This is a genomic window from Nocardioides sp. AN3 (assembly GCF_054653495.1).
Map to the genome: position 1 here is coordinate 11,947 of NZ_BAAIGC010000009.1, position 12,788 is coordinate 24,734.

Here is a 12,788-nt window from a genome sequence, read left to right on the forward strand (position 1 = left end):
TCCGACGCGGATCGGGGGCACGGAGTGCATGCGGGCGGCGACGACCTACATGTACCGCCCACCGGTGATCTCGGTGACCGTCCCCGTGACGTAGGAGGACATCGCGGAGGCGAGGAAGACGATCACCGACGCGACCTCGCTCGCCTCGCCGGGCCGCTGCATCGGGATCTCGGCCAGCTTGGCGTCCCAGATGTGCGGGGGCATCGCCTCGGTCATCGCCGACCGGATCAGACCCGGCTGCACGGCGTTCACGCGCACGTTGTGATGGGCGAGCTCCTTCGCAGCGGCCTTGGTGAGCCCGACGATGCCGGCCTTCGCGGCCGAGTAGTTCGTCTGCCCGACGAAGCCCACCTTCCCCGAGATCGACGACAGGTTCACGATCGACCCGGACCGCTGCTCGCGCATCACGGCCGCCGCATGGCGCGTGCCGTTCCAGCAGCCCTTCAGATGCACGGACACGACCTGGTCGAACTGGTCCTCGGTCATCGTGCGCATCGTCGCGTCCCGTGTGATGCCGGCGTTGTTGACCATGACGTCCAAGGAGCCGAAGAGCCTGACCGCGGTCTCGACCGCGGCCGCGACCTCGTCACCGCTCTGGACGTCGCAGCGGACCGCCTCCACGCTCCCACGGCCGGCGAGCTCGTCGGCCACCGCACGCCCCCGGTCCACGTCGAGGTCCGCGACCACGACCCGTGCGCCGGCGTCGACGAAGGCCTCCGCCGTCGCCAGACCGATCCCCTGTGCGCCGCCTGTCACGAGCGCCGTCCTGCCTTCGAGTAGCTTCACGCCGTACCTTCCCGTAGTGATCCGTGTTCGAGCCTGAGCTGGGCGGCATGGAGGTCGGAGACGTTGTCGACGTCGTGACGCAGCCGCTCGAGGTCCTCGTCGAGGATCCGGCGGGCGCCCTGCCGCTCGTGGGCGACGGCCGACCCGAGGCCGTACGCCGGCCGCAGAGGCGCGGCGGGGCCGGCGAAGAGCAGCGTCGTGCCCGTGCCGGACCTGTCGGGGATGAAGGCGCGCTCGTCACCCGCGGCGCGACGGAGCGCCCGGTCGACCAGCGACGTCGTGATCAGTGGCAGGTCGGTCGGCACGACGACGAGTGGGACGTGGCCCCACAGCATCCGGACGAGCTCCTCGGCCGCCGAGAGCGACGGGTTCATGCCGTACGTGCCGGGACTGAACGCGAGGGCGTCGAGATCGGCGATCTCGTGCTCGTCATGCGGGTTGTCGAGCACCACGACCACCTGGCGGACGTTGGCCGCCTGCGCCGCGGTCACCGTGTTGCGCAGCATCGCGACGGCCAGCTCGCGCCGCCGTGGCGCCGCCAGGGACATCCTGCCCTTGGCCTTGGCGAGGTCCTTCTGGGGGACGAGCAGGACCGGTCGGTCGTCCATCATGACCCCACGAACCCGACGCTCAGCGGGATGACGCGCGGAGCGTCGACGTCGAAGCTCTCGGCCGCCCGGGCCCGCTCGTCACTGACGCGCCCGTACGCGGTGTCGCGCTGGCGGGCCGGGCGCCCGGCGAGGGCCGCCATCTCGCGAATGTCGGCGATCTTCTTCATCGAGCCGTTGGACGAGCCGGCCATCCGGCTGATCGTCTCCTCCATGAGCGTCCCACCCAGGTCGTTCACGCCGGAGGCGAGCAAGTCGACGCACTCCTGCGGCGCGAGCTTGACCCACGAGCACTGGATGTTCGGGATCCCGCCGTGCAGCAGCAGCCGCGCCATCGCGTGCACGGCTCGGTTGTCGCGCCGGCTCGGTCCCGGTCGGGCGACGCCCGCCAGGTAGATGGGTGAGCTCTGGTGCACGAACGGCAGCGGCACGAACTCGGTGAAGCCTCCGGTCTGCTCCTGGATGCGGGCGAGCAGCTTGAGGTGTGCGACCCAGTGGCGCGGCTCGTCGACGTGGCCGTACATCATCGTGGCGGTGGAACCGATGCCGACCCGGTGCGCCGTCGTGACGACCCGGATCCACTCCTCAGCGGGCAGCTTGCCCTTGGTGAGGATCCACCGCACCTCGTCGTCGAGGATCTCGGCGGCGGTGCCCGGGATCGAGTCGAGACCGGCGGCCTTCGCCTCGGTCAGCCACTCCTCGATTGAGATGCCCATTCTCGACGCGCCGCTGATGACCTCCATCGGCGAGAAGGCGTGCAGGTGCATCTGCGGGCTGACCCTCTTCACCTCGCGGGCGAGGTCGAAGTAGAAGTCGCTGGGCATGCCTGGGTCGATCCCGCCCTGCATGCAGATCTCGGTGGCCCCGACGTCCCAGGCCTGCTTGACGCGGCTCCCCACCTCCTCGAGCGAGAGCCGGTAGGCGTCCGCGTCACTCGCCCGCTGGGCGAACGCGCAGAACCGGCAGCCGACGTAGCAGACGTTGCTGAAGTTCACGTTCCTGTTGACGACATAGGTGACGTCGTCGCCGACGGCGTCCTGGCGGACCCGGTCGGCGAGCTCGCAGAGGGCGTCCAGGCTGGCGCCGTCGGCGTGGATCAGGACCATCGCCTGCTCGTCGGACAGCTCGCCCGGGGCACGCTCCGCCGCCCGCAGCGCCGCCAGGACATCGGCCTCGAGGCGGACGGGCGCACCGGCGTGTGCGTGCTCGGGTCGGCGGGCCTTGATCTCGTCGGCCAGGACGTCCCAGGAGCCGAAGGCGGCGGCGAAGTCGCCGCGCTTGTCGGTACGCCGACCTTCCCCGTCGATCGCAACGTGCAGGTCCGTGCGGCCTGACGACTCCACCTGCCCCGCCGCCTGCTGCCAGGGCCGCCCGACCGGCCGAACGTCGCGGGCCAGACCCGTCTCCGGGTCGGCCAGCGCCTCGACGAACGGACGGATCCGGCTGTCGACCCAGGGCTCGGCGTCGAGCACGTACTCCGGCTGCAGCGCCAGGCGCTCGCGCAGCGTGAAGCCGGCGGATGCGGTGAGCTCCGCGAGGGAGTCGAGATGGGGCCAGGGTCGCTCGGGGTTCACGTGGTCCGGCGTCAGCGGAGACACCCCACCCCAGTCGTCGACGCCTGCGGCGACGAGTCGGAGGCACTCGGCCGAATCGCTCAGGTTCGGCGGCGCCTGGATCCGCATCCGCGGACCCATCACGACGCGGGTGACGGCGACCGTCGCGAGGTAGTCGTCGGCGTCCGCATCCGGGGTGAGCCGCATCGCGGTGTCGTCCTTGGCGCGGAAGTTCTGGACGATGACCTCCTGGATCGCGCCGTACTGGCGCGCGATGCGGCGAAGCTCGAAGATCGACTCGACCCGGTCCTCCAGGGTCTCGCCGATGCCCACCAGGATCCCCGTGGTGAAGGGCACGTTGCTCCTGGAGGCATCCTCGATCATCCGCAGCCGGACGGCCGGCTCCTTGTCGGGCGACCCGAAGTGGCATCCGCCGGGCTCGGCCCACAGGCTCCTCGCCGTCGTCTCCAGCATGAGGCCCATCGACCCCGAGACCGGCTTCATCCGCTGGATCTCGGCCCACGACATCACGCCCGGGTTGAGGTGCGGGACCAGACCCGTCTCCTCGAGGACGAGGATCGCCATCGCCCGCACATAGCTGAGCGTGTCGTCGTACCCGCGCGACTCCAGCCACGACCGGGCCGCCTCCCATCGGTCCTCGGGCCGGTCCCCCAGGGTGAACAGCGCCTCCTTGCACCCCAGCTCCGCGCCGCGACGCGCGATGTCGAGCACCTCGTCCGGCGAGAGGTAGGGGGCGTCGACGCGCCCGGGCGTCGTGGCGAAGGTGCAGTAGTGGCAGCGGTCCCGGCACAGTCGGGTGAGCGGCACGAAGACCTTGCGGCTGTAGGTGATCAGACCCGCGCGGCCCGCCTCCCGCAGCCCGGCGTCGCGGACACCCGCCGCGATGCCGCACAGCTCGTCGAGCTCGGTGCCACGGGCGGTGAGGAGCGCGGCTGCCTCGGCGCGGTCGATCGTCTTCCCTGACCGGGCCCGAGCGAGCGCACGGCGCAGTCCCGGCGCGGAGGTCATCGTTGCGATCCCGGGGACATCGGGAGGGCGCCCATGGTCACTTCCCGACACGCAGGCCGATGGACCGGGCCACGTAGTCGAGCTGCAGGGACGGGGGACCGGCGACGACGCGAGCGATGATGCCATCGGAGTGGTGCATCGGAAGCGCGTGGTCGCGGACGTAGCCGTAGGCGCCCTGGATCTGCATCGCCAGTGCCGAGGACTCGGCGTAGATCTGGCCGCAGAGGAACTTCGCCATCGTGCTCTCCACCTCACACGGCAGGCCCCGGTCGAACAGGTCGGCTGACCGCCTCACCGCGCATCGCGCCGCGTCCAGTCGGATGTGCATCTCGGCGAGAGGCAGCGAGACGCCCTGGTAGGACGCGATCGGGCGCCCGAACTGCTCGCGCTCGTTGGCGTACTCGACCGTCATGTCGATGACCGCGGAGGAGCTGCCGACGAAGCCGGAGCTGATCATGATCCGCTCCAGCACCAGCCGCTGCTTGAGGATCTCCCATCCCTGCCCGGGCTCGCCGAGCAACGCGTCCGACGGCAGATGGACATCGCGCAGGAAGACCTCGTAGATCCCGCTGATGTTGCGGCCGAGCGCCGGCATCCGTCGGATCTCGATGCCGGGTGTGTCCGCGGGCACCAGGAAGACGGCGAGCTGGTCGCGCTTGCGCCCCCCGTCACCGACCTTCGCGACGAGCTCCATCACCGTGCCGGGAATGCCGGCGCCTTCGCAGTAGGTCTTCTGCCCGTTCAGCACCCATCCACCGGAGCCGTCGGCCTCAGCCCGCGTGACGACGCTGGCCGCGTCCGAGCCGACGTCGGGCTCGCTCACGGCGACGGAGAACCGGCCCTCACCGCGCAGCACGGGCCCTGAGTAGGTCAGCTGCTGCTCGGGCGTGCCCCAACGCTGCAGGTCCCTGACTCCGCTGAGGTTGAGGTTGAAGAGGGCCACGAGGTCGGAGCTGCCGCGCCCGATCTCCTCGCACAGCGCCGTCAGGAGGCCGGCGGTGCCCTCGATGGGGCCGTCGGCCACGATGTCGTACCAGCCGAGGGCCGCGATCTCGCGGTAGAGGTCGGCCGGGTAGGTGCCCTCCTCGTCCCAGATCCGGATGTCGCGCTCGGGCGCGAGCTTGGCGAACAGGGCGCGCGCCGTCCGGCGCAGCTCCAGCTGGTCGGCGGACTCGTGGCTCTCGGTGTTACTCATGGTCGTGCCTTTCGACGACGGGTGCGGTGCTGATGCTGTCCTTGAGGACTCGGAGGAGCCCGGGCGCGGATCCGGCGAACAGCTCGGCGAGCTGGCGGGCCCTGCCGGGCAGAGCGTCCGCGGCGAGCGTCTCGACGAGCCCGGCGAGGGCGGGGTCGGTGGCGCTGAAGGACTCCCCCGACCCGAGCAGCCGCAGCGACCGTACGGGGCCGGCGACCTCGCCGAACCGCGCGACGATCGGCGCCGGCGGGACGAACCCGAGCGCGAGCTCGGGGAACCTGAAGACGGCGTCCTCCGCGGCGAGGACGACGTCCGCGGCGAAGGCGAGGCCCCAGCCGCCGCCGACAGCCGGCCCCTGGACGACCGCGATCGCGACCGGGAAGGACGCCACCAGGCCCAGCACCTCTTCGATGAGGCGACGCCGCAGGCCGGGCTGTCCGATCGCGGTGCCATCGTCGGAGCGCAGGTCGGCACCGGCGCAGAACGCGGTCCCCTCCGCCCGCAGCACGAGCACCGAGACCTCCGCCTCGAGGCACTGTCGGAGCTGATCGGCGAGTGCGTGGAGCAGCGGGAGGTTCAGGGCGTTCTTGGCCGCCGGGCGGTTCAACGTGACCGTGGCGACCGGCCCGTCGACCTGGAGCAGGCACACGTCCTCGCCGATCGGCAGTGCCGCCGTCACAGGAACTCCTTGAGCACCTGCGTCGTGAGCAGCTCGACGGCCTCGCGCGGGTCCGGTCCGACCGGCGCGCCGACGTACGCCTCCGTGAAGCCGGCTGCGCGCGCGTAGTCGAGCAGCTCGCCCAGCGCGGAGACGCAGTCGTCAGGCGTGCCCGAGACCACCAACTGGTCCGCGACCTGCTGCGGGAGAAGCTCGGCCGCCCGGGCGATGCCGCGCCCGTCGTGGACGGCGGCCCGCGTCGCGGCGTAGTCGGACGGCTCGAAGCCGGCATTCTCCAGGCTCTCGTGCGGCTGCTGGCTGACGATGAGGGACGCCTGTCGGCGTGCGGCCGCGTTCGCGGCGTCCCGGTCCTTCGAGACCGAGATGTTCACCCCGTAGATCCGGGCGAACTCCGGCCGTTCACTCCGGCTGCGGCCTGCGTCGAGGCTGTCGAGGTGGCTGATCGAGTCGAACTGACCGCTGCGGAAGGCCGCCAGGCTGTGGGCAGGGAAGTTGCTCGCACAGATCACGCCATCGGCCAGCTCGCCGGCGAGCTCCAGGACCTTGGGGCCGGCGCCGGCGACGACGATCCGAACGTCCGGGTCCTCCACCCACGGGAAGTCGACATTGCCGTCCGGGCGCAGGCGCAGCCGGGCGCAGGTCAGCGGGTAGTCGCCCAGCCGGACGGGCTCCCCGCGCCACAGGGCGCGGCAGAGGCCGATGAGCTCGGCGACGCTCTCCAGGGGCCGCTCACGGGGCATCAGCGCGCTGACGAGCCCTCCGCCCGTGCCGATGCCCATGCTGACCTTCCGGCCCTTGGGCATGAACTCCGCCAGCGTCGCCATCGTCGACGCCTGCTCGAGCGGGTTGCGGCCGAACGGGAACGTGACGGCAGTGCCGACGCCCGCACCGGTCCGAGCCGCCACGGCTCCGAGGACGGCCGCGACGCTGCGCGACTGGAGCTGGTCGGTCACCCAGATGGTCTCGAACGCCTCCGCGGCCATCTCCGCGACCTCCACCATCTCGGGCGCGCCGGCCCAGGCGTGGAGTTGGATGCCTTTGATCATGTGAGCACTCGTTTCATTTTACTGAACTGCGATCATCATTCTGAACAGAATATGGACATGACTGTCCCACGGTCAAGAGCCCGGGACGCCTAGAAGGCCACGTAGTCCGGGGTGGTGAGGTAGGTGACCGTGATCGACTCGATCAGCGGCCCCTCGTGCTCGGTGGCGGCCTGGATCGCCTTCCAGCGCGGGTCCGCGCGGAACCCCGTCCAGTGCTCCTCGGCCTGCTCCACCGAGTCGAAGCGGTTGAGGTAGAGGAGTCGGTGCCGGTCCCCCACCTCGTGCCAGAAGCCGACGACGTCGAGCCCGACATCGCGGAAGAGGTCCAGCGTCATGTCGGCGAACCGGCGGTGCAGGTCCTCGGCGCGTCCCGGCAGGGCCACATACTCGCGCAGCTCGAAGATCAACGCTCCAAGCCCGCGATCGCCATGCCCGAGCGTGCCTTGTAGCGGCGGTTGATGTTGATGAGGACGGCGGTCAGCGGCTCCAGCTGGGCCGCCAGGCGCAGGGAGCCTGCGTCGATGCCGCGGTGGCCGGTGACGTCGGCGGCGAGCCGCATCACTGCCTCCTTGGCGTCCGGGTCGTCGCCGCAGACGAGCACGTCCTCGTGGTGCAGCGGGTTCTCGCTCTCCCACAGGCTCACGGCCGACAGGTGATGGAAGGCCCCGACCACGCGCGCGCCGGGCACGATCTCCTGGGTCTGCTGGGCAGCGCTGCCCTCGAGGACCTCGAGTCCGTACGCACCACCGGCGTCGAAACCGAGCGGGTTGACGCAGCTGACGACCAGCTTGCCGTCGAGCTCGCCGGCCAGCGACTCGACCAGCTCGCGGTGTCCCTTCCACGGGATGACGATCAGGACGACCTCGGCCATGGCGACTGCCGAGCTGTTGTCGGCGCCGCTCACGTCTCGGTTCGTCCGTTCGCGCACGTCACGGGCTGCCTCCTCGGCGCGCTCGGCCGAGCGCGACCCGATCACGACGGTGTGACCGGCGTTGGCGAGCCATCGGGCAAGTCCTCGGCCCTGAGGTCCGGTTCCGCCGATCACGGCGATCGTGTGGTTGGTCATGGTGCTCCTCCAGTTCTGGATGGGAGATGGGCAGGAGTTTTCGGGCAGGGCAGCAGGGCCCGAGGACGCATGCGGCGGTAGGGCCGCGCGTCCCGGGTCGGTGCTGCCGGTCAGCCGGTCAGGCGGTCAGGCGGTCTCGCGACCTGCCGGGGGGTAGTCGGTGGGCAGCCTGCCCCCGCTGCTGGTGGTGATCGAGCGGGCCGCCTCGACGAGGTAGTCGGCCATCCGGTCGACGCCCTCGGCGGTCAGGTCGGCGCCGATCCCGAGAAGGCTGATGTAGAGGCAGGGTCGGGCGTCGCGGTCGAAGACCGGGAAGCCGACCACGTTGAGCTCGGGGCGATACTCGCCCCAGGCGACGCCGTAGCCCTGGGAGCGGATCTGCTCGACCACGCTCTTGTCCGCGGACCGTAGCGCCGGAGTCGCGCCCGGGCCAGGCCAGGCGCTCGCCAGACGGGACAGAAGGGGCGCACTCCGGCCGAAGCGAGCACCGACCTCGATCGTGATCTTGATGTCCTTGCGACTCTCGATCTTCGCGATCGCGGTGAAGTGCCCGTCGGGCATGGGCTGGATGGCCAGGCAGGCGAGCTCGGTCTGCTCGGCGAGCCGCTCCATGAACGGCCGTGCCTCGTTGACCGCCGTCGTCCTCGTGACCGCCGCGACGCCGAACTCCACCAGCAGTGGGCCCAGGTTGTAGCGGCGCGTCTCGGGGTCGTAGCTCACCAGCCCCTCGGCGACCATCGTCCGCAGCAGGTTCGATGCCGTGCTCTTCGCGAGCGCGCATCGTTCCGCGAGCTCGGTCAGGCTGGCCCCGCTCGGCTGCCGGACCAGGGTCTCGAGGACCCTGGTCGCGCGGGTCACCGCAGGAACGAGCAGTCCCCCCGAGGCCTCGGCGGACCCCGCGTTGTCCAACTGCGCCGGTGGGGCGCTCCCGTTCCTGGCCACTCGGTGTGCCTCCTTGGTGTCGATGCGTCACCCGACGGTAGCCGCATCCCCGATCAGTTCGACGAAGTGGAACAGGGTGCCGTCCGGATCCTTCGCGAAAAGGAGCTTCCAGCCGTTCACACCGTCGGGGCCCATGATCGTCTGCGGCTCGTGGAGGAACTCGACGCCCTCGGGCACCAGCCGGTCATACTCGGCCTGGATGTCGCTCGTCAGGATCGAGAACCGGCACAGACCAGGGTGGACGAGATCGGTCTGCGGGTTGCTGCCCTGGTCGGGCAGTCCGTGCCACTCGATGATGTCGAGCAGGGCCTCGTCCGGCGAGTCGTTGAGGCGCATGTGGGCGAACCTGAGCTCGCTCGCGCCCTCGACGAAGAACGCCCGGGCGAGGTTCGCGTCCTCGACCTGCTTGTCCTGGACGACGGAGAAGCCGATCAACTTGTAGAACTCGATCGTGGCATCCATGTCGGTGACGTTGATGCCCACGTGCCAGAACCTTCGCACGTCGATCACTTCCTCTCTCTTGCTCTCGTTGCTTGATCTGGTGGTAGGAGCGGCGTCTCAGCCCGCCTGGTTGCTGCCCTGCAGGACCAGATGCCGAGACACCGCCTCGGGATCGGCCCGGGCCTCGTCGCCGGGGAGGGACACCTCGATGTGGCCACGTGCCATGACGAGCACCCGGTCGGCGACCGTCAGCGCGAAGGCCAGGTTCTGCTCGACGAGCAGGACGCCGGCACCCTCGTCGCGCAGCGCGGAGACGACGGTCGACAGGGCCCGCAGCACGTGCGGCGACATCCCCTCGGACGGCTCGTCGAGGAGCAGCATCCTCGGCGCGGTGGCCAGCGCACGCGCCATGGCGAGCGCACTCTGCTCACCACCGGACAGGTTGCGCGCCCGGGTGCCGCGCCGCTCCGCGAGCCGCGGGAAGACGGAGGCCGCACGCTCGAGGTCCCAGCCGCCCGGCCGACGCGCGAGCGACAGGGTCTGATCCACCGTGAGGGACCCAAAGACGCGGCGGCCCTGCGGCACCAGGGCGAGACCGCGCCGGTTGCGCACGTGCGCAGGTGCACCGGTGATGTCCCGCCCCTCCAGCACGATGGTCCCCTCCCGGGCCGGACTGAAGCCCATGATCGTGTTCACCAGCGTCGTCTTGCCCCCCCCGTTGCGGCCGACCAGGGCCACGACCTCGCCGGCGGCGACGTCCATGCTCAGCCCGCGCACGATCTCGATCGAGCCGTAGCCCGACCGCAGGCTCTCAACGCACAGCATCGGGGTCCTCCTGAGTCTGCCCGGCGCCGACGTACACGTCCTCGACCAGAGCCGAGATCGCGGGGTCGTCGGCGCTTCCGGTCCCTCTGATGGAGCCCTCGGCCATCACCGTGACGCTGTCGGAGAGGGCCAGCGCCATGTCGAGGTCGTGCTCGATGAGCACGATGCTCGTCTCGCGCGGGAGGCGCTCGACGAGCTCGCAGACACGCGACGTCTCCGTGGGCGAGAGGCCGGCGGCCGGTTCGTCGAGCAGAAGGACGTCGGGAGTGTTGGCGACCGCGAGCACGAGTTCGAGCTCGCGGCGCTCCCCGTAGGACAAGGAGTGCACCGGCGCGTGACGACGGTCGTCCAGCCCCCAGCGTTCGAGCAGTACGGCCGCGGGCCGGTCGAGGGGGCGCGACCGCAGAGGACGGACCAGGTCGCGGCGAACCCCCGGCCGCGCCGCGGCGAGCGCGAGCACGACGTTGTCCTGGACCGTCATCGTGTGCATGAGATTGGTGACCTGGAAGGTCCGCGCCATCCCGCCGGCCGCTCGCCGGCTGACGTCCCAGCGCGTGACGTCGCGACCGTGCAGGGACACGCGGCCCGACTGGGGGCGCAGGACCCCGGTCAAGACGTTGAACATCGTCGTCTTCCCGGCGCCGTTGGGTCCGACGATCGCGCGGCGCTCGCCACGCTCGAGCGAGATCGAGAGCTCCTGCAGGATCCTGACCCCACCGAGCTGGACCGAGACCGCGTCCGCGGCCAGTGCCACGCCGCCGGAGCGGCCGATGCGCGTCATCGGGCGTCCTCCAGGACGAGGGCGGCCGAGCTGACCGGCCGCCGACGGACGGTCAGGCGCCGCCGTAGCCGGAGGGCGAGCACGGGCGGGTTCACCAGGGCGACCGCGACGTAGATGGCGCCGAGGATGAGGAGCCAGTGGTCGGTGTGGCGCTGGAGGAGCTCTTGCAGCCAGACCACGGCGACGCCCGCGAACGCGGGCCCGAGCAGCGTGCCGGCCCCGAGGACGACGATGAGGAGCGCCTGGATCGAGACGACGAAGTTGAGCTGCGCCGGGCTCGCGAACTGGAGCTGGTAGGTGAGCAGCGCCCCCGGGATGGCGGCGAGCACACCGCTCAGCACGAAGGCTCCCAGGCGATAGGCGGTCGTGCGGTAGCCGAGGGCCGCCATCCTCGACTCGCTGTCACGGATGCCGACCAGGATGTGCCCGAAGGCCGAGCGCCGGACCATCCGCACGGTGAGGCAGATGAGCAGGAGGGCCACTGCCGAGAACGTGAACGCCTGCTGCGGCCCGGCCATGGCGCCGCGGAAGGGCGCCAGGTTCGGGGGGTAGATCCCGACCAGCCCGTCGTCGCCGCCCGTGAACGAGCGCCACTTCACGGCCAGGCCCCAGATCATGGCCGTGAAGGAGAGCGTGATGATCTGGAAGTAGATGCCTCGCGTCCGCAGACTGACCACCCCGAGGACGAGGGCGAGCAGGCCGGAGACGACCGCTGCCACCAGCAGCCCGATCCAGAGGTTGCCCTGGCCCTGCCGGACCGCGAGGATCCCGACCGCGTAGCCGCCCGTCCCGTAGAACGCAGCCTGCGCCAGGGACGGGAGACCGGCATAGGTGACCAGGAGGCTCAGGCTCATGCCCAGCCCCGCGAGGACGGCACCGAGCGCCCACACCGACAGCGCGTAGCCGCTCAGGCTGCCGCGCAGCAGCACGATGGCGAGCGCCGCGAGGGCGACGCCGAGGATGACGGACCGACTAGGCACTGCGCACCAGCCCCTCCGGACGGAAGGCGAGCGTGAGGACCACGATCGCGAAGATGAGGAAGAGGGACAGCTCGGGGAAGTAGGCCTTGCCGACGGAGTCGCCGACCCCGACGAGGATGCTGGCCACGAACGCGCCCGGCAGACTGCCCATGCCGCCGACCACGATGATCGGCAGCGTGTAGAGGATGATCGTGTACTCGACGCCCGGCGAGGCGCCGATGAACGCCGAGCCGACGAGGCCCGAGACGCCGATCAGGCCGAAGCCGACGGCGAAGACTGCTGCGAAGAGCCACTCCGGGTTGCGGCCGACCGCCGAGAGCATCTCGTGGTCGTCCACACCGGCGCGCACCGCGGTCCCGAACGAGGTCCGCGTCAGCAGCAGCCAGAGGCCGAGCGCGACGAGCACGCCGACGCCGACGAGGACCAGGCGGTACTCCGTGACGGTGGCACCCGCCAGCGTCACGGAGCCCGACACCTGGGAGGGGACAGGCAGTGCCTGGGCGAGCCCGTGGTAGCGGGCCTGGGTCAGGTCGGAGATCACGTAGATGATCCCGAACGAGAGCAGGACCTGCGGGAGCGGGTTCCCGCGGAGCCAGGCGCGACCGCGGACGAACGAGCCGTAGAGCGCGGTCCCGACCAGCGCCGCCGAGACGAGCGCGACGACCGCGGCCGCCCAGTACGAGCCGGTGCGCGAGTAGGTCTCGATCGTCAGGTACGCCGTGAGGAGGTACACCGCCCCGTGCGCCAGGTTCACGTAGCGTCCCAGCCCGAAGATCAGGGTCAACCCCGACGACAGGATGAACAGCAGCATCCCGAACGCCAGTCCGTTGACCGTGACCGCCAGCCACTGCCCCATG

At 70.8% G+C, this 12,788-nt stretch carries 14 protein-coding genes; all 14 read right to left on the reverse strand.

Annotation, left to right across the window (positions count from 1 at the left end; genetic code table 11):
• Positions 1 to 45: 45 nt before the first annotated feature.
• Complete coding sequence (gene fabG / locus ACYQ1K_RS11955; RefSeq protein ID WP_459983212.1) at positions 46 to 786, reverse strand: 3-oxoacyl-ACP reductase FabG; 741 nt, start codon at positions 784 to 786, stop codon at positions 46 to 48.
• Positions 783 to 1,397 carry a 2-phospho-L-lactate guanylyltransferase gene (cofC, locus tag ACYQ1K_RS11960; RefSeq protein WP_459983213.1) on the reverse strand — a complete coding sequence of 205 codons (615 nt, stop codon included), beginning with the start codon at positions 1,395 to 1,397 and terminating at the stop codon, positions 783 to 785. Before cofC ends, fabG begins: the two co-directional genes overlap by 4 nt.
• Positions 1,394 to 3,976 (reverse strand): bifunctional FO biosynthesis protein CofGH, encoded by a 2,583-nt coding sequence (locus ACYQ1K_RS11965; protein WP_459983214.1) that lies wholly within the window; start codon positions 3,974 to 3,976, stop codon positions 1,394 to 1,396. Before ACYQ1K_RS11965 ends, cofC begins: the two co-directional genes overlap by 4 nt.
• A gap of 37 nt (positions 3,977 to 4,013) precedes the next feature.
• Positions 4,014 to 5,171, reverse strand: coding sequence for an acyl-CoA dehydrogenase family protein (locus ACYQ1K_RS11970; protein ID WP_459983215.1), 1,158 nt, complete (start codon positions 5,169 to 5,171; stop codon positions 4,014 to 4,016).
• On the reverse strand, positions 5,164 to 5,850 hold the full coding sequence (locus ACYQ1K_RS11975; RefSeq protein WP_459983216.1) for an enoyl-CoA hydratase/isomerase family protein: 687 nt from the start codon (positions 5,848 to 5,850) through the stop codon (positions 5,164 to 5,166). Before ACYQ1K_RS11975 ends, ACYQ1K_RS11970 begins: the two co-directional genes overlap by 8 nt.
• Entirely contained in the window at positions 5,847 to 6,896 is a 1,050-nt protein-coding gene (locus ACYQ1K_RS11980; protein ID WP_459983217.1) for an LLM class flavin-dependent oxidoreductase, read from the reverse strand. Before ACYQ1K_RS11980 ends, ACYQ1K_RS11975 begins: the two co-directional genes overlap by 4 nt.
• An 89-nt stretch (positions 6,897 to 6,985) precedes the next feature.
• Positions 6,986 to 7,303 carry an NIPSNAP family protein gene (locus ACYQ1K_RS11985; protein WP_459983218.1) on the reverse strand — a complete coding sequence of 106 codons (318 nt, stop codon included), beginning with the start codon at positions 7,301 to 7,303 and terminating at the stop codon, positions 6,986 to 6,988.
• The gene (gene npdG / locus ACYQ1K_RS11990; RefSeq protein ID WP_459983219.1) at positions 7,300 to 7,962 is read right to left on the reverse strand and encodes an NADPH-dependent F420 reductase; all 663 of its coding nucleotides are present in this window, start codon (positions 7,960 to 7,962) and stop codon (positions 7,300 to 7,302) included. Before npdG ends, ACYQ1K_RS11985 begins: the two co-directional genes overlap by 4 nt.
• A 126-nt stretch (positions 7,963 to 8,088) precedes the next feature.
• The gene (locus ACYQ1K_RS11995; RefSeq protein WP_459983220.1) at positions 8,089 to 8,904 is read right to left on the reverse strand and encodes an IclR family transcriptional regulator; all 816 of its coding nucleotides are present in this window, start codon (positions 8,902 to 8,904) and stop codon (positions 8,089 to 8,091) included.
• Between the two features lie 27 nt (positions 8,905 to 8,931).
• A complete protein-coding gene (locus ACYQ1K_RS12000; RefSeq protein ID WP_459983221.1) occupies positions 8,932 to 9,387 on the reverse strand; it encodes a VOC family protein in 456 nt (151 codons plus the stop codon).
• A 75-nt stretch (positions 9,388 to 9,462) separates the two neighbouring features.
• A complete protein-coding gene (locus tag ACYQ1K_RS12005) occupies positions 9,463 to 10,170 on the reverse strand; it encodes an ABC transporter ATP-binding protein (RefSeq protein ID WP_459983222.1) in 708 nt (235 codons plus the stop codon).
• Entirely contained in the window at positions 10,157 to 10,951 is a 795-nt protein-coding gene (locus ACYQ1K_RS12010) for an ABC transporter ATP-binding protein (protein ID WP_459983223.1), read from the reverse strand. Before ACYQ1K_RS12010 ends, ACYQ1K_RS12005 begins: the two co-directional genes overlap by 14 nt.
• The gene (locus ACYQ1K_RS12015) at positions 10,948 to 11,931 is read right to left on the reverse strand and encodes a branched-chain amino acid ABC transporter permease (protein WP_459983224.1); all 984 of its coding nucleotides are present in this window, start codon (positions 11,929 to 11,931) and stop codon (positions 10,948 to 10,950) included. Before ACYQ1K_RS12015 ends, ACYQ1K_RS12010 begins: the two co-directional genes overlap by 4 nt.
• Positions 11,924 to 12,787 (reverse strand): branched-chain amino acid ABC transporter permease, encoded by an 864-nt coding sequence (locus ACYQ1K_RS12020; RefSeq protein ID WP_459983225.1) that lies wholly within the window; start codon positions 12,785 to 12,787, stop codon positions 11,924 to 11,926. Before ACYQ1K_RS12020 ends, ACYQ1K_RS12015 begins: the two co-directional genes overlap by 8 nt.
• Position 12,788 lies beyond the last annotated feature (1 nt).